The organism is Clostridium oceanicum (genome assembly GCF_039521385.1).
GTDB classification, from domain to species: Bacteria; Bacillota; Clostridia; order Clostridiales; family Clostridiaceae; genus Clostridium_F; species Clostridium_F oceanicum.
On the sequence record NZ_BAAACG010000003.1, the window covers coordinates 250,455 to 271,619 of the forward strand.

General features: G+C 27.0%; 16 protein-coding genes. 2 read left to right on the forward strand and 14 right to left on the reverse strand.

All coding sequences use genetic code 11. The annotated features are described in order from the left end of the window. Positions 1 to 13: 13 nt before the first annotated feature. Complete coding sequence (locus tag ABDZ71_RS02835) at positions 14 to 2,017, reverse strand: BglG family transcription antiterminator (RefSeq protein WP_343758655.1); 2,004 nt, start codon at positions 2,015 to 2,017, stop codon at positions 14 to 16. A 312-nt stretch (positions 2,018 to 2,329) separates the two neighbouring features. Here ABDZ71_RS02835 and ABDZ71_RS02840 point away from each other — a divergent pair, with 312 nt between their 5' ends. Next, positions 2,330 to 2,938 (forward strand): YczE/YyaS/YitT family protein, encoded by a 609-nt coding sequence (locus ABDZ71_RS02840; protein ID WP_343758656.1) that lies wholly within the window; start codon positions 2,330 to 2,332, stop codon positions 2,936 to 2,938. Positions 2,939 to 3,161: 223 nt separating this feature from the next. Here the strand turns inward: ABDZ71_RS02840 and ABDZ71_RS02845 are convergent, their stop codons facing one another. The 11 genes from ABDZ71_RS02845 to ABDZ71_RS02895 form a co-directional block, all read right to left on the reverse strand. Beyond that, positions 3,162 to 4,442 (reverse strand): MFS transporter, encoded by a 1,281-nt coding sequence (locus ABDZ71_RS02845; protein ID WP_343758658.1) that lies wholly within the window; start codon positions 4,440 to 4,442, stop codon positions 3,162 to 3,164. A gap of 158 nt (positions 4,443 to 4,600) precedes the next feature. Beyond that, positions 4,601 to 5,824 (reverse strand): ester cyclase, encoded by a 1,224-nt coding sequence (locus ABDZ71_RS02850; protein ID WP_343758660.1) that lies wholly within the window; start codon positions 5,822 to 5,824, stop codon positions 4,601 to 4,603. Between the two features lie 42 nt (positions 5,825 to 5,866). Then, positions 5,867 to 6,874 carry an ester cyclase gene (locus tag ABDZ71_RS02855; protein WP_343758662.1) on the reverse strand — a complete coding sequence of 336 codons (1,008 nt, stop codon included), beginning with the start codon at positions 6,872 to 6,874 and terminating at the stop codon, positions 5,867 to 5,869. Between the two features lie 145 nt (positions 6,875 to 7,019). Further along, on the reverse strand, positions 7,020 to 8,621 hold the full coding sequence (locus ABDZ71_RS02860; protein WP_343758664.1) for a sodium:solute symporter family transporter: 1,602 nt from the start codon (positions 8,619 to 8,621) through the stop codon (positions 7,020 to 7,022). Between the two features lie 420 nt (positions 8,622 to 9,041). Further along, a complete protein-coding gene (locus ABDZ71_RS02865; protein ID WP_343758666.1) occupies positions 9,042 to 10,274 on the reverse strand; it encodes a tetratricopeptide repeat protein in 1,233 nt (410 codons plus the stop codon). A gap of 311 nt (positions 10,275 to 10,585) precedes the next feature. Continuing rightward, positions 10,586 to 11,002, reverse strand: a complete 417-nt coding sequence (locus ABDZ71_RS02870; RefSeq protein ID WP_343758668.1) for a YjdF family protein — start codon at positions 11,000 to 11,002, stop codon at positions 10,586 to 10,588. 256 nt (positions 11,003 to 11,258) lie between these two features. Continuing rightward, complete coding sequence (locus ABDZ71_RS02875; protein ID WP_343758670.1) at positions 11,259 to 11,609, reverse strand: RidA family protein; 351 nt, start codon at positions 11,607 to 11,609, stop codon at positions 11,259 to 11,261. A 165-nt stretch (positions 11,610 to 11,774) separates the two neighbouring features. Further along, complete coding sequence (locus ABDZ71_RS02880) at positions 11,775 to 12,539, reverse strand: class I SAM-dependent methyltransferase (protein ID WP_343758672.1); 765 nt, start codon at positions 12,537 to 12,539, stop codon at positions 11,775 to 11,777. 298 nt (positions 12,540 to 12,837) lie between these two features. Further along, positions 12,838 to 13,668 (reverse strand): phosphoenolpyruvate hydrolase family protein, encoded by an 831-nt coding sequence (locus ABDZ71_RS02885; RefSeq protein WP_343758673.1) that lies wholly within the window; start codon positions 13,666 to 13,668, stop codon positions 12,838 to 12,840. Positions 13,669 to 13,682: 14 nt separating this feature from the next. After that, the gene (locus ABDZ71_RS02890; protein WP_343758674.1) at positions 13,683 to 14,891 is read right to left on the reverse strand and encodes a Tm-1-like ATP-binding domain-containing protein; all 1,209 of its coding nucleotides are present in this window, start codon (positions 14,889 to 14,891) and stop codon (positions 13,683 to 13,685) included. Between the two features lie 196 nt (positions 14,892 to 15,087). Next, positions 15,088 to 16,278, reverse strand: a complete 1,191-nt coding sequence (locus ABDZ71_RS02895; protein ID WP_343758676.1) for a phosphoenolpyruvate hydrolase family protein — start codon at positions 16,276 to 16,278, stop codon at positions 15,088 to 15,090. A gap of 406 nt (positions 16,279 to 16,684) precedes the next feature. On the opposite strand from ABDZ71_RS02895, the gene ABDZ71_RS02900 reads away from it, so the two are divergent. Then, entirely contained in the window at positions 16,685 to 17,065 is a 381-nt protein-coding gene (locus ABDZ71_RS02900) for a VOC family protein (RefSeq protein WP_343758678.1), read from the forward strand. A gap of 295 nt (positions 17,066 to 17,360) precedes the next feature. On the opposite strand, the gene glmS is transcribed toward ABDZ71_RS02900, so the two are convergent. Both glmS and glmM read right to left on the reverse strand, forming a co-directional pair. Further along, positions 17,361 to 19,190, reverse strand: a complete 1,830-nt coding sequence (gene glmS, locus ABDZ71_RS02905; RefSeq protein ID WP_343758681.1) for a glutamine--fructose-6-phosphate transaminase (isomerizing) — start codon at positions 19,188 to 19,190, stop codon at positions 17,361 to 17,363. A 605-nt stretch (positions 19,191 to 19,795) separates the two neighbouring features. Then, positions 19,796 to 21,145 carry a phosphoglucosamine mutase gene (gene glmM, locus ABDZ71_RS02910; protein ID WP_343758683.1) on the reverse strand — a complete coding sequence of 450 codons (1,350 nt, stop codon included), beginning with the start codon at positions 21,143 to 21,145 and terminating at the stop codon, positions 19,796 to 19,798. Positions 21,146 to 21,165 lie beyond the last annotated feature (20 nt).

Below are 21,165 nucleotides of genomic sequence, written 5' to 3' on the forward strand. Positions count from 1 at the left end.
TCCAATTATTCTTTTATCCTTTTAAAATTAAATTAATAATTTTTTCCCTATCTGAAAGTTTTAAAATTTTATCTATCTTTTTTTCATTACTAATTAATTGATTCAAATCATCAAATATTTTACCTAAATGATCTTTTATTTGTTTGGTAACACATATCAAAAATATTATTTTTACATCATTTTCATTCCATTTTATTGATTCTTTTAATGTACAAATTGCTATACAAGGTTTTACTACTTCATTAAAATCACCATGGGGTATAGCAAACACATCATATGCTGTTGCAGCAATATTTTCTCTATCAATTACTGTATTATAATATTTCTTAGTTATATATTTCTTTTCTTCTAATAAACAACATATATTTGAAATAGCTTCTTCTTTGGTTTTAAAGGTTTTCTGGCTTAATATTAACTCTTTTTGAAAAACATTTAATTTATTACTAACTTTTTTTAATGGCTTGGTTATATGATTAGTAGTAATAAAATTATTGATTTTATTTATATCTTCTTGGGGTAAAAATGGATTAATATTTATTACCGGTTTTTTATCTGTAAACATTGGAACCGTTGATATAATCAAATCAATTTCAGTAAATTTGTCTTTATAATGCAAGTCCATAATAGAAACAACACCTATTACCTCTATATTATTAAATAATCTTTTTATCTTTGCAGTAACTAATTGAGATGTTCCTATGCCAGTACTGCACGCTATCAAAACTTTCAACTTATCCTTTTTGTCTTTTCTAAACCTTTCCATTGAAGCTTCTATATGTATAGCAATATAAGCTATTTCATCTTCATTAGTATTAATAGAATATTTTTCTATTAATACTTCATAAGCTTTAACTGCTGCTTCAAAAGAAAGAGGATACTTTATTTTTATTTCTTTTATATATGGATTTTTTATTGGCATATTATTTACTAACCTGTTAATTGATGGTCTAATATGTAACATCAATCCTTTAAATAGTTCTTTATCATTACCAATATTAAAACCTACAACTTTTTGGATAATATCTAACATCTCTTTAACTACTTTTTCTAAATCAAAATTTGATATTAGTGAATCCATAATTTCATCACTATCTAAACTTAAATTTTTCATTTTAGAACCTAAAATATGCATAGTTATATATCCAATTTCTTCTTTAGGTATATTTATATAGAAGTTTTCTTCTATTTTCTTTATTAGCTTAATAGCTATATTATACTCATTATGTTTCTCTAATTTTTCTATTATTTTTTTATCTAGTTTTATTTTATTACCATCTTTTATTCTCTTTATAGCTATTGCAATATGAATCATTAATGCTACTAAAGCTGTATCTGAAAATCCATATCCTAACTCTTTTTCTATTTCGTTAATAAGCCCTTTTATTTTCAAAATTTCTTTTTTATTAAATAATCTTAATAAATCATCACCTATATAATTTTGTATATCCCTGTGTTCACTAATTTCTTTAGTAGGATTAATTATTTTTAAAATATAATTCATATAATCATATTTAGAAAATAATTCTGCATATATTTGTCTTAACACTTTTTCAGACCCTACAATTCTCATTCCCTTATTTTGTCTTCTTTCAATATCTATACCTCTTTTAATCAAATAATTCTCAACCTTGATTAAATCACTACATATAGTTCCTCTACTTACATACATTTCATCAGCTAAATCTTGAGCCGTTATATAACCTTTATTAGTTATTAATCTAATAATTATATAAACTTTTCTTTCCTGTGGAGAATTAGGCATATTGTTATCTTTAACGTTTACATGTAATCTTAAATTATTTATGACTTCATTACTACCTTCTATCCATATACCTTTTCTAGGCTTTCTCATTAATTTAACATTATACTTTTTTACAAATTCATCGATTAATATTAGATCTTTTGCTATTGTTCTTTTTGAAACTTTAATTGTTTTTTCCAAGTCGTTTAGTGTAGTTTTGTTTTTATTTAGCAAATCACTTAATATATAACGGCTTCTTTCTGTAAGTATATTCATTTTCTTTCCCCTTTCCATTTTTATTATATCAACAATTCAATTATCTAAATATTCAAAGAAGTTCAACATTAATTGTTGAACTTTTAGTGAAATATAATATTTAAAAATAATATTTACAATTATAGTGTTATCGTTTATGATATATGATAAAGCCAAGTCGTTATGTTTTTATATACATTTCATCACATATATTACTCATATTTCTTTTACCAGTATGTATATCATTTTATTATCTATTTTCCCCTTTCTATTATTTAAATTTAAATGTTTTATATAAATTTTCAATAAAACATAATAGAAAGGGAGTTTAATGTGAAAGATTTTAAAAAATATGTAGAATTTTTATTAGGTATATTTATAATGTCATTTGGAGCAGTTTTAGCTTCAAAAACCAATGTAGGTGTAGCTCCTTGGGATGCTATAAATTTTGGGTTAAGTAAAACATTTGGCATTATGTCTACTGGAAGATGGATTATATTCTGTTCTTTAATAGCACTTATAATAGCAGCCTTTATAGAAAAGAAATTTATTAAAATAACAAGCTTTATTACCTCTATAATTATAGGATTATTTATAGATTTTTGGATATATGTACTAAATCCTTTAGTTATTAATGGAGTGCTATCTAAATACTTAATATTTGTAGTAGCACTAGTGATTGTATCTATAGGATTATCAATATATCTATTTCCAAACTTACCTGCTTATCCAATAGATCATTTAATGGTAGTTTTTAAAAACAAATTCAATTTGAAAATTATGCATGCTAAGCTTTTAATGGATGGGATTTGTGTTATAGTAGCCCTTTTATTCAAAGGGCCAGTTGGAATAGGAACAATTTCTTTTGCCCTATTAATGGGACCTGGTATAAATTTATGGCAATCTATTTTAGGTAAGTATTTAAAAAAATTTATATCATAATAAAATGTGAAATAAAATTTTATTATTAAATTTACTATTTATTATAGCATAGATACTTAAATTAAATAATATTATAACCTCTGTTAATTCTACCCATAAAACACTAAGAAATTAAAAAAAATACTAAATATATAAACATAAAGGAGCATCTGTATTAACTCAGATACTCCTTTTTACTATAATAATTATATAAAAAATTCTATTATAAATTTAAAATTAGATTTTAATCTTTCCTAGGTTTATTTAATGTTTCAGGAAGCAATATCCAAACAACAGTTCCTGCTATAAATACAAACATAGATATCTTAAATATACCTGTCATTCCTGCTGATGTTGCAGCAATTCCAGCTATTGCTGGTAAAGTAAATGTAGATATTATACGTCCACCATTAAAAGATATGCCTGATGATAGGGAACTGAATTTTTCAGGGAATAATTCAGTATAATAAGCACCCCAAGCTCCAGAAAAGCCCATACTAAAACCTAAAAATAATGAAACCATCTTAAAAGTAGTTATATCATTAGCTCCTAATTTCATATATATAAATACCCCTGCTGCACTTAATAGCATTCCTACTGCTGGTACTTTTCTTCCAAATTTATCTGCTACAAACCCCCATAAATTATAGCCTACTAATTGACCTATTCCTTGAAGACTAAATACTGCTCCTGCTACAGATGCACTTAATCCTAAGGTTGTTTTTAAATAAGTTGTAGCATTATTTGAAAAAGAGGAATATGCTGTAAAGTTAGCACCTGAAAGAAGTATAGCACCTATACCTATCCATAAATATTTACCCTTGTACATATTCAAATAATTTATTTTTTCCCCTTTATTTTTAGCACCTTTTATTAATTTCTTAGTATGCTCTCTATCACTTGGAACAAATAAATATACAAGTATAGCTCCAACTATAGGTGGAATTACTGCTGTATACATAAGTAATTTCCAATTTGCATCTCCTAAGGCACCATAAAGTTGTCCTCCAAATATCATAGCTATTGAAAACTGGCTAGTTAATATAGCTGCTAATTTACCACGATATCTTTGTGGAAACATTTCTGTAACTAAAGGTACCGCTGTACCAAACACACCTCCAAGAGCTATTCCTGTAGTAAAACGTGATACTTTCCATAGTAAATAGCTTGTTGGAATAGTTAATGGTAAAAATGTTGTTATTCCAATTGTTAAAGCTACTATTATTAATGTGAACTTTTTACCTATTTTAGATGAAATTATACCAAACAAAATAGTACCTGGTATAGTAGCTAAAGACATAACTGCAAAAATTTCTTCTGTTTGTTTTAATGTAAAAGCAAACCCTCCATCTGAAAGTGAATAAGTCATTACAGGTTTTACAAAGGTACCTACCATAAAATTATAACAATAAAAAAAGTAAACAACTATTATAGCAAAGAAAGCTAGATATCTTTGAAAATTACTTCTATCTTTCCCTAAGATTATTTCATCATCTTTTATTTTTTCTTTTTGTAAATTACTCATAGTACATCTCCTTCCTATGTTTTTGGTAATTTAGTTATAAAAATTCCAGGATTTAATAAAACAAAAGTTATAATAAAATTTATAGTTCACATAACTTATATCAATCTAGAAAATCTATAAAGTCATGTGAACTATATTTTGTTTAATAAAAAATAATATTAAATTTCTTTTTCTTCTTCTTTATAGTATTCATCATCTGTTTGTAGATAAATCTGACGAAGTACATCAAGTCCATCAAATGTAACCCATTCTTCAACAACTTTGTTATCACGTACATGAAAATGATTTATACCTAAAATTTCTATTGGTTTACCGGAAGGAGCTCCAAAATACCCCCTACCTTCATGTATTCCTCTTAATCTCCATCTTAATGATACATTCCAATCATTTTCTTCTATTTTTCCTCTTTGATTGCAGGTTACACGATCAACATTATAAGAAGCATTAGGGAAAGATGATAATAAACTAATTAACATTCCTTGTATTTGATCAAATCCTACTAAATCCTTATCACAAATATAATGCACAGTAGCGTTATCAGCATAATATTTTTTAACATCATTTAGCATCTTATATTGATATATTCTACTTGTCATCTCAAGCATAAATTCACCTATACTTGAGTCTTTAGCTGTATATTTTTCTGGGAAAAATTGGCCTTCCATAGATTCACATAATCCATAACGTGTTTGAAGAGCTGGTGTTTTACTAGAAGTTGCTTTAGCCATTTTTTTTGCTACTTCATGAGAATCAAATCCTAATTGTTTTACTATCCATAAGTTATCACGAACAAGCCATTCTTCATGAATTCTATTATTATGAACAGCACAATCTACAGCAGTTCTAAAAGTTATTTTTCTACCTGTAGCTGGTCCAAATTCACTATCCCCTAAATTTGTTGCTGTAGACATAATTCTATGGGATGATAAATAACCTTCCTTATCAAAGTTTGACCAAACTACATTTTGACCTATAAGTCTTCTATCTGGGAAAGCATGAAGAGTTTGTAATGTTCCTGCAATAACACTTTGTATACCAGTTATATTACTTGATCCTGTATGCATTGTAACATTATTATGATATGTGTCATATATTATTCCAATTCCTTTTTCTTCCCATATTCCATGAGTTATCTTCATAATATAATCTACAAAATCATTATACTGACTATCAAATCCTTTTAAATCTTGTTTACTTTTTTTATTTTTTATAAAATCATTATAATCAGAATAACCTACAGGATTAACTTCAGTACTATCTCCATAAAAAATCTTTCCATCATCTCTTTGTTTTAAATTATTTTTAAATTCTTTTGAATCACTTTTTGGATCATTTAAATTAGCTTTTGTTTCAAAACTATTACTTTTGTTATCATTAGCCATTACTATACCCCCAAAATATTATTTTAATATTTAAATTTATAATTAAGGATTTAATATTTGTTTAGTACGTTCAAAGATGTCTAATCCTTGTTGTTTTAACCAGTATGGTAAATCAATAAGAACCCAATTTTCTGATAGTTCATCTCCTTCACGACAATAAACATCTACAACTTGCATATCAGCTTTAACCTGTCCTCCAGGTAATCCTAAAAATCCTCCAATTGGTGTATTAGATAAATTTGGCCACCCAAAGAAACATGCAAACTTTCCTTCTGCTAAACGACAAACATGTCCATTGAATTTTTTATCTTTCAAATTATTTCTAAAAGGTAATTGATGTTGCTTTTGATATCTTGGTATAGTATAACTTGCTCCAATTCCACCAGGTCCATACCATATCATATTTTTTGACCATGTTTTTTCTAATATTTCTGGTGGACATCCCATTGATCCACTTTCATTAAGTGCTGATAGGTCATCAACCATCTTATTAACAAGGTTTAAAGTTTTAATACCTTCTTCTTCCTTAGCATCTTCAAATAAAAGTCCATCATGATTTCTTGGCCCTGGATATACAAAATATGATCCTGTTGAAGGTGGTAGTGGATTTACTCCTGCTTGAAGCATAAATCCTATAATATCAACAAATAAACCTGTTTCAACTATTTTCCCATTTTCTACATGATTAAATTCTGCATACCTTAAACTTATCATTTTTCCTGTATGTCTTATTCCCATCCAATCTGAATCGAAAAGTCCCATAAAATGTCCCATACTCATTACCCACTTGCCACCACTTATTTCATTAGTACCAGCAATAAATATGTCTTGTCTACGTTGTATATGACTTAGAGAATTCATAAATGGAATCCAAAATTTTTCTGCTACATTTTTAGCTCCATGCTGCTCTCTAAAAGGATAAACACCTCTCCATAAATAATCTTCACTAGTAAATTCTTTTAATACGCTCAAAACATTTTCAGCTGTTGAATTTTCTAATGCATCAAAATATTTTCTAACTAGTTTTTTTGATTCTTGATATTTACTCATAATGTCCTCCTAAAACTAAATTTTTTAATAATAACAAAATATTAAACATACCATTATTTTTGTAATATTCATAATATTCTGTATTTTAAATCTATGTTATTTGAAATTTATTTTATATAGCATCTAAAAATATTAGATATGCTACTTATAAGGCTATAATTATAAAGAATATATATTGAAATATGAAAAATCCCAAAACAATCCAAGCATATTTATCTATTTTTAATGGAAGGACTGAAAGATCATTTTCTTCTGATGAACATTTTTCCATAAGTCTTTTTCTTTGCCCTAATACAGTAAATTTCCTAATATCTTTTCTTTTTCTATCCGACTTTAAGATTAAACTAAACAAATATCCTAAGATAAAGGTAATAATAAATCCTACTGCCGGTCTTAAAATCCAACTCATTATAACTTTCTTTCCAACTAAAATTGTTATTATAAATCCAAGTATAGTACCTAAAGTGGTTCCTTTATCATTAGCTTTTTCAGTAAATAACCCTAATATAAAAACTGCACACATAGGACCAGAAATATATGAAATATAACTACCAACTACATCTAATACTGATTTTGTTGTACCTGAAAATCCTAATACAGTAACTATAATTATAATAATTCCCCATATTAAAGAAATAATCATAGATTCTTTTAGTGAGGTTTGTTTATTCCTTTTTTTAGTAAAAAATCTTTCATATATATCTTTTACAAATACTGTAGACATAGAATTTAAAAGTGAATCCACACTAGACATTGCTGCTGCAAATACTCCTGCAAGAATAATTCCTACAACTCCAACAGGCAAATTATTAGATATAAAATCAATCATTATATTATTTGCATTATCAAATTCTCTTCCTTTATAAAATATAAATAAAAATACTCCAAGAATCATAAACGCAAAATATATTATATTAGTTACAAAAGCACTTATAGCAAAAGATTTTTTAACATCTTTCATTGATTTTGCAGTCAAAATTCTTTGAACTTGAGCTTGATCAAATCCAAAATATCTAACCCATAAAACTGTTCCTCCAATTAAAGTTACCCAAAATCCATTAGTCTCAGAAATATCAAAAGTAAAATTAATAGCATTTAATTTTCCTGCTCCTTTAGCTACTGATAAAGTATCAAAGAACCCCATATTTAAAGATTTTAAAATTAATACTATTGATATAATAAGACCACACCACATAACAATCATTTGAATAAAATCAGTCCATATAACAGCCTTTATTCCTCCAAGTAAAGTATATACTATAGCTGACACAACTATTATAGGAACTACTATTTTAAGATCCCATCCTGTAAATGTTTTAAGTATAAGCGATGGTATAAAAACCATAGAACTTATTTGAATTATTGAATTAGCTAAAAATCCAATTACTGCTAAAATTCTAGTTCTAACTCCTAATCTCATTTCTACATATTCATATATAGATGTTAATTTCAAATTGTATAATACCGGAATAGTAGTAACCATAATTATAAATATAGCTAAAGGAATTGCAACTTGAACCATATATGGAGATATTCCTGATGTATACGCCCAACCAGGACCTCCTATAAAACCATTTGCACTAATGGTAGTTGCTGCCACAGAAAATGCAATAGGTACCCAGGGCATATTTCTTCCTGCTAAAAAATAGTCTTCTGAACTTTCATTATTTTTTCCAAGTTTCCATCCAATTAACATCATTCCAATGATGTATATGCCTATAATTAAGGCATCAATTGTTGAAATCATATGTGCCTCCTCCCTTATATATAGATTATAATTCCTATAGTAATTTATAGAAGCGCATTTTATCTTTCTGTCAATTTTCAAAATATTCGTTTTTGTTATACTATTATTATAACTCTAAGGAATTTTTTCACAATATACTGTTTTTCTATATTTTTACATTTTTATATAATGTACAATATAGTTTTTGTTATTTAAATTAACATTATACCTATATTTATTGAAATCACTAATATTTATAAAATCTTATAATTAGAAATATCTCTCTAGTTATATATAATAAAATTTTAACAATATTTTTAAATACCTAAGTATAATTTCAAAATCTAATTATATCAACTGTTGTAATCAAATCTAATTATAAAATTATTTTTACATTTTTTTACTTTTATATATATTAAATAATTTATCCATACATACAAATTATTTATTTAGCCCTATAGCTATACTTCCTAATATCATTTTAAGAACATTTTTATAATCATTTTTTATTTTATTATTTAAATAATAATTAATAATAGACTTGTTTAACTCTTTTAATAATTTTTCATTATTTTTTTTCCAAGCTATAATTTTATCTATTAAATATAAATGGCTAATTGTATATATATAGCTATATTCTGTTTCTTTAAGTAACATATTAATAATTTCTACTATTTGGGTTTCTTTATTTAATATACTTTTAATATGAACAAAAGTAATTAAAAATTTATGATTTGAAGATGAAATTTTCCAAGAGTTATCAAAAAATATTTTATCTATATAGCTTTCAGCTTTTTTTAAATAACCACATTTTAAATAATATAATGCATATTCGTGATAAACATATTTAATAAAACTATCTTCTTCATCTAGTAAGTTTTCTGCTTTTCTATATTTAGTTAAAATTGCTTTTCTACTATATCCTAGATGCTTCTCAATATCTCCTATTTTAGTATATACAAGTGCTTTTTCCCTATCATCATCAATATATTTTAAAACCTTCTTATAATAAAATTTACTCTTTTCATAATCTTTAAGTTTTGAAAAGGTATCGCCTAAATTAGTATAAATATATCCTTTCATACTTGATTCTTTCAGTTTTTTTATATTACTGTAAGCTTCATTTAAAAGTCTTTTTAACTTAGTCTTACTCATATCTTTTGCTTCCATAAGTATTAAATCTGAAAGGTATAAAGTAAATCTATCAACATTTTTCTTTCCTCGCATTGCATTAGCTGCAAGTTCTATGTAAGCATATGCTCTATCTCTCTTTCCTTTATTCATATAATATTTCCCATAACACCTACAAACAATTGCATAATCCTCATATAATTCTTTTTCTATACATATCTTTTTCAATTTTTCAAAAATATTAATATCTTCAAATTTATTATATAAATCTATATTAGAAGAAATAGCAGTAGTCATATATCTAACCTGTTCTTCCTCTGTCATATACAAAGAATCAAAACTTTGACCAAAAACTTCTGTAGTTCTAATTTTAAAATTTGCCGATCCTAATCCTTTACTAGATAAATATTGATTAATTGATGCTTCATATAAATTAATTTTTTCACCAAAAACCTTTATTGAGCCAAACTTTTCTGCAATCTTTTCTCTTATTTGTACTCCAGGTGACTTAATTACAACTTCTTCTATTTGTATTTTTTTCATATAACTCCTCCTAAATTATTAATACAGAGTAAAAATTTCTAGTAAAAATTAAATATTTTTAGTTAAAGTTTCTTTTCTATTTTCTAATTTCTATAAATAAAATTAACTTAATATTAAAAGAAAAATATCTTTCATATTAATTACATTTTTATAAAACCTTTACATAATTATAAATACAATAATATATAATTATCTATCTATATCTACTATTATATATAATATTTTTTATTAAGTTCAAATTATGTATACTTATAAAGATAAAAAAATTGTTAAAACCTAATTATAGATTTTAACAATTTTTATAAAATTTATTAATGTCCCTTATGTTTTTCTCTTTTCTTTTTTTGTTTTAATAAAAATTTTCTTTTTTTATATTCTTCCTTTTTTTCTTTAGATATTTTCTTGTATATTATTTTATTAGATTCTTGCTGAGTTTTCATTGCAAGTTGAGCTTTTGTTCCAACTCCTTTGTTATTAACTTCTTTTTTTATTTTCCTTTGAAGCCTTTTAGGATTTATCTTTTTATCTTTTTTATAAGATATAGAGACTGGGGTACTAAATTTTATACTATTAAACTTATTAAGTATAAACTCATAAATTTCATAATCTTTAGGTTCTGATCCAAAAACAACTTTTGAAACTTCATATTTGTGGTTACAACTTCTTTCAAAAATTCCTACCCAAAATGGGTCTTCAAATAAAACTGTAATTTTGCTACTAACTTCCATTTTAAATCCTCCTGTAAAATAAATGGCAATTTATCTTAAGAATGGACAACCCCAGGAGGGCAGGTTACTGCTAACTAATTAAATTAGATAGGTCCGGACTACCAACCGAACTGTGTTTTTATCTTTATTGCTCATCATTTAATTATATCATATACAAATAATATAAAAAAATACAAAACATCAAACTAAGCTTTTATAGAAAAAACTCCTTATCTAAACATAAGAAAAGGAGTCTTAACAGTTTTCTAGTATAAGATTATTTTACTGCTGCTACAACAGACATTTCTACTAAAATTTCTTCTCTTGCCATTTTAGCTTCAACACATGCTCTTGCTGGTTCAAATCCATCTTCAATAAAAGAATCCCAAACCTCATTCATATCTTTAAACATTGACATATCTTTAATATATATTGTAGTTGAAAGGATATGTTTTTTATCAGAATTATATTTATTTAATAATTCTTCTACTTTTTCAAGAACACATTTAGTTTGTTCTTTCATATCTTTATTTTTATCTGCACAAGTTTGTCCACATAAATATACTGTTTCATTATGTACTACTGCACGACTCATTCTTCCTGTACCTTCATATCTTTTAATTTCCACTATAATACACCTACTTTACATTATTATGGTTTGTCTACCTTTACAATTATACTAATTTTAATAAATAATTACAAATTTCTGAATTATTTATACAGTTTCTCTTTAAAAATTATAAAAGATAAAAATGATTCAATTATATTAATAATACCTGTCAAATTAAATTCACTATTTTACTGCTCTTGTAGCAAAATATTTACTACTATACTTACAAATTTCATCTTTATCTATATCTTCATAAAATTTATCTATTTTAAATCCTGCTATTATTTGACCTCCAATTAAATCTTCTAATGTGTGGCTATATTCAATAGCATTTTTATTCTTTATAAATTCCGTTGCTTCCTCTTCATTAAGTTCATCAAAAGAGTTAAATGGTAATTTATTAGATACTTGAAAAATACCTTCATCCCATTTCTTACCGTCAAATAAATATATATATGGATTAACTGTTCCAAACATAAACTTTCCATTTTTCTTTAATACACGATAACTTTCCTTAAATACTGGATTAACATCAGAAATATACGTAACTGCAACTGGACAAAACACAATATCAAATGTATTTTCTTTAAACCTTGATAAATCACACATATTTCCTTTAATAGTTTCTAAATTTAAGTTTTCTCTTTTAGCTACTAGTTCATCTTGTTTTAGCTGAGATATTGAAATATCAAATACAGTTACTTCCCCTCCTGCTGCTGCTAAAATAGGACCTTGTTGCCCACCGCCACAAGCTAAGCATAAAATTTTAACCCCCTTTAAGTTGAGAGGAAACCAACTACGTGGAACGGATTTTTCTGATGTAAGTTTAATATCAAAAACTCCATTTCTAGCATTTTTAATATCTTCACTACTAACAGGAATAGTCCAACATATACCATCATCTACTCTTTTATCCCAAGCAAGTTCATTTTGCTTTATAATATCCATACTAATATCCCATCCTTTTAAAATTCATTAATTAATTCTCTAAAATATAACCTTACTAACTTTATCTAAATTAAGAAATCACCCTTTTAATAAACTATTGTAATAAATGACTATAAATTTCTAAACAATATTCATATTTCAACAATAATCTTTAAAATCCTTTAAGGTTATAAAAATATAATAACATATTATCTTATTTATTTTTTAATATAGGTAACATATTATAAAAGCCAAGTAGAATTAAGTATTTCCTTAATCTACTTGGCTTTATTTAATCTGTAATATGAAAATTTCCTAACTATTTTTTTATTACTTTAAATTCTTCTGTTTGATTTTTAATACTTTTTTCAGCTGCAAATCTTTCAATACTAGATGCGCCAAAGAATCCATCTATATCATCTATTCTTTCAATTACATATTTAGCATCTTTAGGTTCTGCAATAGGACCGCCATGGCAAATTACCATTATATCTGGATTAACTTCTCTACCAGCTTTAATAATAGCTTTAATTTTCTCTATGCAATCATCTAATGTAACAGCTGTTTTTGCTCCAATTGTTCCCTTTGTAGTAAGACCCATATGGGCTACTAAAATATCTGCTCCAGCCTTTGCCATTTTTCTTGCTTGTTCTGGATTAAATACATAAGGAGTTGTAAGCATATCTAATTCATGAGCTTTTTTAATCATATCAACTTCTAAATCATAACCCATTCCTGTTTCTTCTAAGTTTTGTCTAAATACTCCATCAATTAAACCAACTGTTGGGAAATTTTGAACTCCACTAAAGCCTTGATCCTTTAACTGTTTTAAATATACATCCATAACTCTAAATGGATCAGTTCCACATACACCTGCTAATACTGGTGTATCTTTTACAACTGGTAACACTTCTGCGCCCATTTCAACTACAATTTGATTTGCATCTCCGTAAGACAATAATCCTGCAAGAGACCCTCTTCCTGCCATTCTATATCTTCCAGAATTATAAATTATAAGCATATCTGCTCCACCAGCTTCACTACTTTTAGCAGTAATTCCTGTTCCAGCACCTACTCCTACTAATATTTTTCCACCTTTAACTTCATCTTTAAATTTTTTTATAATTTCTTTTCTTGTCATTTTGTTCATCTATACCTTCTCCTTTACATATTAATTAAATCTATTAATCTTTGTGCTGCTATTTCTGCAAATTCTGAATCATTGATTGCAAAATTAAGGTCTATTACCTCTACAACACTTTTATCAACTTTATCTTTTAAAGTAGTAAATAAAATTTTATCTTCTTTTTCCCCATAAAATGGCTGATCCTTAGTATCAATACTTGATACTCCTTTAAGAGGTAACATTAAAACTGTTTTTCCTTTAGACATATTTAATTTTTGAGCTATTTTTTCAGCTATTTGTTTATTTTCTTCTCCATTTGTTCTCATTAAAGTAACTGTAGGATTATGTTTATATAATCTACGCTTTTTAAATTTTTCTGGAACTGTATCATAGGGACCAAAATTACACATATCAAGTGCACCTACAGATACTACTTGAGGAATATTATTTTTAGCTGCTGCCTCAAGACGATTTTCTCCTGCACTTAAAACCCCACCTATAACTTCATCCGCCCATTCTGTTGTAGTAAGATCTAATACTCCTTGAATAAATCCATGATTAATAAGGGACTCCATACATCTTCCACCTGCTCCAGTTGCATGAAATACTAAAACTTCATACCCCTTAGCTTCAAGGTATTTTCTAGCAGCATTTACACAGGGAGTTGTTACTCCAAACATAGTAGTAGCAATTAAGGGTTTCTTCTCTGTCTTTTTTGTATTTTCAAATTTGACCATACCTGCCATTGCAAATACTGCATTTGCAAAAATTTTCGTTGAAATTGAATTAAGTCCTGAAACATCTACTATAGAAGGCATCATAATAATATCACTGGTTCCTATATAAGGAGCAGTATTTCCTGATGCTACTGTTGATACCATAATTTTAGGAACACCTATAGGTAAAGCTCTCATAGCTGGTGTTACTAATGAAGTACCACCACTACCTCCTAAGGAAATAATTCCATCAAATTTCCCTTCACTATATAATTGAGGTATTAATTTTTCCATACCTTTTGATAGCAATTCCATTGGTATTGCTCTATCTTTTTTAGCTGCTAACTTTTCAATATTTGTTCCTGCTGCTTTTGCTACTTCACTATTAGGTACATCTGGGTTAAATGATGATTCATATACACCAGTATGAATGGTAAAAGTATTTAATCCTAAACCTTCAATCAATTCTTTTATATATAAAAACTCTGGTCCTTTAGTATCAAATGTTCCTGCAATTGCGATTGTTTTCATTATTTAACCTCCTCTCCAAATAAATTTTTATGTAATTTTTATAAATTAAATATTTTTAAATTATAATGTTAAGCATCAAAAATATATAAATAAATAATTTATTAAATAACAAAAAAGTATGATTAACTATAAATTAATCATACTTTATATTACTTTTAATGTAAATATTGTTATATTATGTATTCTTGTGTTTATGTTATATTTCTGTATTATATTCTTTTGGACAACAACCCTTATATTTTCTAAACATTTTACTAAATTGTGCATAATCTTTATATCCTACTAAAGATGAAACTTGTGATAGTTGAATATTTTCTTTTTCTAATATTTTAGCAGCTTTTTCTATTCTAAACTTAACTAAATACTGTTTAAAACTACAGCCTATCTCCTTTTTAAATAAGGTACTTAAATAACTTCTAGATATATTAGCAATTTTAGCTAAAGCAGAAAAAGAAATCTGACTCATATAATTTTTATTAACATATTCTTTAACAAATTCAACATAATCATAATGTTTGGTAATTCCATCTAACATTTTATTCATTAGTTCATCTTCCTTTAAATGTACAGGAACTTTAAATGCTTTAGTTATATTAGTTATAAATTTTTCACAAGGAATTCTTTCAAAAGCTGATCCTCCTATGTAGCCCATTAAATTTTTATTATTACTATACATATAACAAATATCTGTAGGGGTTTTTACAGGACCACCATAAATTAACTTAATAACATTTGGTTTTATTTCATTACATTTTTTAAATATCTTTTTCGCTTTAATTTTGCCTTCTTCCAGTGATAAAACTTTTTTTGCCCCTAATAATCCTCCGCCTGTTAATCCTAAATGAACACAAATAACATCCGCTCCAGCCTTAATCATCTGAACTGCTTGTTTATCATTAAATACAAAGGCAATAGTAAACATCTCTTTTTTGTGAGCTATATTTATAGCTTCTACTTCCATAGAATAATTACAACCATTTTCTTCAAGAGCCTCTTTAAACTTGCCATCTATTAATCCAACTGTTGGATAATTGTTAATACCAGAAAACCCTTTATTTTTTATTTCTTCTATATAACTTTCCATATCCTTTGTAGGATCTGTTGCATTTACTCCAAATATTACAGGAATATGTCCTTTTGCTAAGGGTATTAACTCTCTCATTGAGAAATCCATAACCATATCATTACTATTATTAAAAGGTAAAAAACCTGCTAATGAACTTCTTCCCATTTGACGAAATCTACCTGAATTTAATGCCAAAAGGAAATTAGCTCCTCCTTTTTTAGCATACTTTGCAGTCATTCCAGAACCTGTTGCTACACCAATAATATGGTTACCATTTTTTATCTGTAGTTTTAACTCTTTTAATATTCTTTTCCTTTGCATATTTTAATCTCCTTATCTTATTTCATCATATCATTATCACCTAAAAATTAACAATATTATAGTTGTTAATTTTTTGAAACTAAATATTAAATATTAATAATTCTATTATTGACAGGAGTAATTTAATACAGTATCATTACAGCACAGACCGATGAGTTGGTTTAAAAAAAGAAAACTAGCAAATATGAAAGTTAATTATTATACTGTTTCTTCTCTCCAAATGAAAAGAGAGAAATTGCTTTAAAAATGAGCAGTGAACAAATATAAAATATGTTTATTACTTCATGAAAAGGAGTAGGCATTGAACACAATGAGAAACATACTTTTCCAGATTAAAAAAGTATACTCACTGAATTGTGAGATAGATTTTATAACAGATTGAACTAAGAAAGGAAGGATGTAAATAATGAAGTTAGAAGTTAACATGGTAGTAAGTAATGCGAGGGAAGCTGCTGATTATTATAGTAATTTATTTAATGCAACAATATTATCCAAAACAGATGAAACTTCTGAAATGAACGAAACAAGAATGAAACTTGGAAATACAGAGATTCGTGTTCTCAATGAAAATAAGGATTATGGACTTATTGCTCCATCTGAAGGTTCTACTAGTTCAATGTGGTTAAATCTATATGTTAAAGATATAGAATCATCCTTTAATAATGCTGTTAGTCAAGGCTGTAAAGTTATATCTCCAATTAATGATTTCCCAGAAATTCCAGCAAGAAATGCAGTAATCTCTGATAAATTTAATCATGTATGGGTAATTAATCAAAAATATGATTAATATTATAAATAAAGTATTACAACTATAAAAATAACAAAAGGTTGTTTCCTAATTAGAGGGCTGTTATAAGCCCTCTTTTTAGTATTTATGCATAGCTAATACAAGTCACATTATATATCTAGATACCAGATTTTTCAATAAAAAATGAATGGATAAACCATCTAAACTTGCGTTTTGACGGGTATCCATTCATCTATATACTTTTCTAACTCAAGATTGTTTTCAAAAATCAATCTTTATTAAATTCAACCATTCTTTATTTTAACTTTAAAGCATTTATAATTTTTTATATTTATTATTCAACAGTAACTGATTTTGCTAAGTTTCTAGGCTTATCTACATCGCAGCCTTTTTCTATAGCTGTATAGTAACTCATAAGTTGCATAGGAACTACTGATAATATTGGTGCTAATACTTCAATTGTTCTTGGAATATAGTAAGATTCATTTACTGTTTTTTCTATTTCAGTATGACCTTCCATAGCTATTCCAAATACATTTGCTCCTCTAGTAGTAACTTCTTTAACGTTACTTACCATTTTTTCAAATAATCTTTCTTGAGTAGATAATGCAATAACTACTGTTCCATCTTCAATTAAAGCTATAGGACCATGTTTTAATTCTCCAGCTGCATAAGCATCTGAATGAATATATGAAACTTCTTTTATTTTTAAAGCTCCTTCTAATGCTACTGCATAATCTAGTCCTCTTCCAAGTAAGAACATATTTTTATTGTTACAAATATTAGCTGCAAATTCTTTTATTTTTTCTTTACCTTCTAAAACTTTTTCTACTTTTTCTGGTAAAGCTAACATTTCTTCTTTTATATCTTCTATTTCTTCTTCACTTAATGTTTCTTTGTTTTCAGCAAAGAATAAAGCAATTATATACATAGCTATAAGTTGTGTTTCATATGCTTTAGTAGATGCTACTGCGATTTCAGGTCCTGCCCAAGTATATAAAACATCATCTGCTTCTCTAGATACTGAACTTCCAACAACATTTGTTACAGCTATAACTCTAGCATTTTGTCTTTTAGCTTCTCTAAGAGCTGCTAGTGTATCTGCTGTTTCTCCTGATTGACTTATAACAATCATTAAAGTTTTTTCATTTATGATTGGATCTCTATATCTAAATTCTGATGCAACTTCAATTTCTACTGGTATTCTAGTTAATTTTTCTATAGCGTATTTACCAACTATTCCTGCATGATATGCAGTACCACAAGCTACTATATATATCTTATCTATATTTTTAATTTGCTCTTTTGTTATAGTAATATCATCTAATTTTATACTTTCATTTTTTACTATTCTTGAAGTCATAGTATCTCTTATAGCTTTTGGTTGTTCATATATTTCTTTTATCATAAAGTGGTCAAATCCACCTTTTTCAGCAGCTGCTGCATCCCAAGTTACATGGAATACTTCTTTTTCTATTTTATTTCCTTCTGTATCAAATAAAGAAACTCCATTTTTATCCATTAGTACAAATTCGTTGTCTTCTAATAGATATACGTCTCTTGTATGATTTAATACTGCTGGTATATCTGATGCTATGAAAGATTCTCCTTCTCCAAGACCTACTATTAAAGGACTATCTTTTCTTACAGCTACTACTTTATCTGATTCTTCACTAGTAACTACTCCTAAAGCATAACTTCCTTCTAGTTTTTTTACAGTTTTCATAACTGCTTCTAATAAATTCCCATTATAATAGTAATCTACTAAATGAGGTACTACTTCTGTATCTGTTTCTGATTTAAAAGTATATCCTTCTTTTATAAGCCATTCTCTTAATTCAATATAATTTTCTATTATACCATTGTGTACCACACTTATTGTTTGTTTTTCATTTGAATGTGGATGTGAATTAACATCGGATGGTTCTCCGTGAGTTGCCCATCTTGTATGGCCTATACCAATCATTCCTTCTATTGGGTTTTCATTTAATTGTTCTTCTAAATTAGCTAATCTACCTTTGCACTTTTTAACATCTATATTATTTGATTCATTAATAATCGCAACTCCTGCTGAGTCATATCCTCTATATTCTAGTTTACTTAATCCTTCTACTAAAATTGAAGATGCTTGTCTTTGTCCTATATATCCAACTATTCCGCACATTATTATAACTACCTACCTTTCAACATTTCATACATTTTATTTTTGTATAACGCAAAAAGGCCTTTAAGTACCCCACTAATATTGTCCCAAAAATCACTTTTTGGTTTTATTAGTGTTTATCGGTAGTACTATACCGCAAGGTATCCGCCGAATTTTCGAATTTCCTTGTCCTCGTCAACTTAAGTTTAAATCTTAAGTTCTGGCGCTTAAAAAATATTAAATTGTATACATCTTCCCTCCTTTAGACTAAAATCTAAAAGCCTTATTATATTATATATAAGCTGTCCCATAAAGGTCAATATTAATTTGTTATTATCTTCAAAACTTTATAAAATGTTAAGATTTAAACTTTACTATAAATATCTTATATTTTTACCCATAAATTCTATTCATTTTGTACACTCATTGATTTTAGGTCATTATAAGATATTCTTACATATGAAAAATAAAAAAAGCATGAAATGTTCATGCTTTTTTCTTATAGATAGAATTAAAAATTCAAATACATGTTAACTTTAATAATAAAAATTTTATACCTTAATTAACTATTTTCACACTTTTAATTTTTACTTTAATGGAAAACATTGTAATATTCCTTATAAAAACTAGTTTGCCTTTTCTTCTATAAGCTGTGCAAGGCCATGAGCCATAACATCTATCTCTTTTTGGTTTTCTCCTTCAAGCATAACTCTAACTAAAGGTTCAGTTCCTGAAGGTCTTATAAGAACTCTTCCACATCCATTTAATTTTTCAGTTATAGAATCTATTTGTCCTTTTATTTCTTCGTCATTTAAATATATATCCTTTTTATCATTTGGAACTTTGGCATTAGCAAGCACTTGTGGAAGTTCCCTCATTATAGAGCATAATTCTGATAATGTTTTTCCACTTTGTTTAATTATATAAGCCATTTGAAGACCTGTTATAAGTCCATCTCCTGTTGTATTATAATCAGAGAATATAATATGTCCTGATTGTTCTCCTCCAAGAGCATAGCCGTTCTTTTTCATTTCTTCAAGAACATATCTATCTCCTACTTTTGTTTTAACTGTACCAATTACTTCTTTTTTCATAGCTATATCTAATCCAAGGTTACTCATAACAGTAACAACTATTGTATTATGATTAAGTTTTCCACTACTTTTTAATGCTTTTCCACATATAGCTAATATGAAATCTCCAGTAACTAAATTACCTTTTTCATCTACAGCTAAACATCTATCTGCATCTCCATCAAAAGCTAAACCTAGATCACATTTATTTTCAGTTACATATTTCATTAAATCTTCTGGATGAGTTGATCCACAGTTATGGTTTATATTTATTCCATCTGGATTATTATTTATAACGTGAACTTCTGCTCCCATTTCTTCAAAAGCTTTTAAAGACGTTACAGAAGAAGCACCATTAGCACAATCTAATGCTACTTTTAATCCTTTTAAATCTCCATCTATAGTAGATTTTGTAAAGTCTATGTAATCTCTAACTGCTTCTCCTTCTTCTTCTATCTTTCTTCCTAAATCTTTTCCAGTAGGTACTGGGATTCCTTTAAAATCACTTTCTATTAAAGCTTGTATTTTATCTTCTAAATCATCAGATAGTTTATATCCATTTTTATTGAAGAATTTAATACCATTGTATTCTACAGGATTATGAGAAGCTGATATAACTACTCCTGCATCTGCTTTATATTTTCTAGTTAAATATGCTATAGCTGGTGTAGGAACAACCCCTACACAAATAGCTTCTGCACCAACTGATAGTATTCCGGAAACTAATGCACATTCAAGCATATGTCCTGATATTCTTGTATCCATTCCTACAATTATTTTAGGCTTATGGGTACCTTCTGTAAGTACATAAGCTCCTGCTTTTCCTAATTTATATGATAAATCTGCTGTTAATTCTTTATTAGCTATTCCACGAACTCCATCAGTTCCAAATAATCTACTCATACTAAAAACACCACTCCTAA

Excerpts from the sequence above, each read along its gene's own strand:
- ABDZ71_RS02835 (WP_343758655.1), bottom strand. The coding sequence starts at position 2,017 with ATGAATATACTTACAGAAAGAAGCCGTTATATATTAAGTGATTTGCTA.
- ABDZ71_RS02845 (WP_343758658.1), bottom strand. The coding sequence starts at position 4,442 with ATGAGTAATTTACAAAAAGAAAAAATAAAAGATGATGAAATAATCTTA.
- ABDZ71_RS02850 (WP_343758660.1), bottom strand. The coding sequence starts at position 5,824 with ATGGCTAATGATAACAAAAGTAATAGTTTTGAAACAAAAGCTAATTTA.
- ABDZ71_RS02855 (WP_343758662.1), bottom strand. The coding sequence starts at position 6,874 with ATGAGTAAATATCAAGAATCAAAAAAACTAGTTAGAAAATATTTTGAT.
- ABDZ71_RS02860 (WP_343758664.1), bottom strand. The coding sequence starts at position 8,621 with ATGATTTCAACAATTGATGCCTTAATTATAGGCATATACATCATTGGA.
- ABDZ71_RS02865 (WP_343758666.1), bottom strand. The coding sequence starts at position 10,274 with ATGAAAAAAATACAAATAGAAGAAGTTGTAATTAAGTCACCTGGAGTA.
- ABDZ71_RS02870 (WP_343758668.1), bottom strand. The coding sequence starts at position 11,002 with ATGGAAGTTAGTAGCAAAATTACAGTTTTATTTGAAGACCCATTTTGG.
- ABDZ71_RS02880 (WP_343758672.1), bottom strand. The coding sequence starts at position 12,539 with ATGGATATTATAAAGCAAAATGAACTTGCTTGGGATAAAAGAGTAGAT.
- ABDZ71_RS02885 (WP_343758673.1), bottom strand. The coding sequence starts at position 13,668 with ATGAACAAAATGACAAGAAAAGAAATTATAAAAAAATTTAAAGATGAA.
- ABDZ71_RS02890 (WP_343758674.1), bottom strand. The coding sequence starts at position 14,891 with ATGAAAACAATCGCAATTGCAGGAACATTTGATACTAAAGGACCAGAG.
- ABDZ71_RS02895 (WP_343758676.1), bottom strand. The coding sequence starts at position 16,278 with ATGCAAAGGAAAAGAATATTAAAAGAGTTAAAACTACAGATAAAAAAT.
- ABDZ71_RS02900 (WP_343758678.1), top strand. The coding sequence starts at position 16,685 with ATGAAGTTAGAAGTTAACATGGTAGTAAGTAATGCGAGGGAAGCTGCT.
- glmS (WP_343758681.1), bottom strand. The coding sequence starts at position 19,190 with ATGTGCGGAATAGTTGGATATATAGGACAAAGACAAGCATCTTCAATT.
- glmM (WP_343758683.1), bottom strand. The coding sequence starts at position 21,145 with ATGAGTAGATTATTTGGAACTGATGGAGTTCGTGGAATAGCTAATAAA.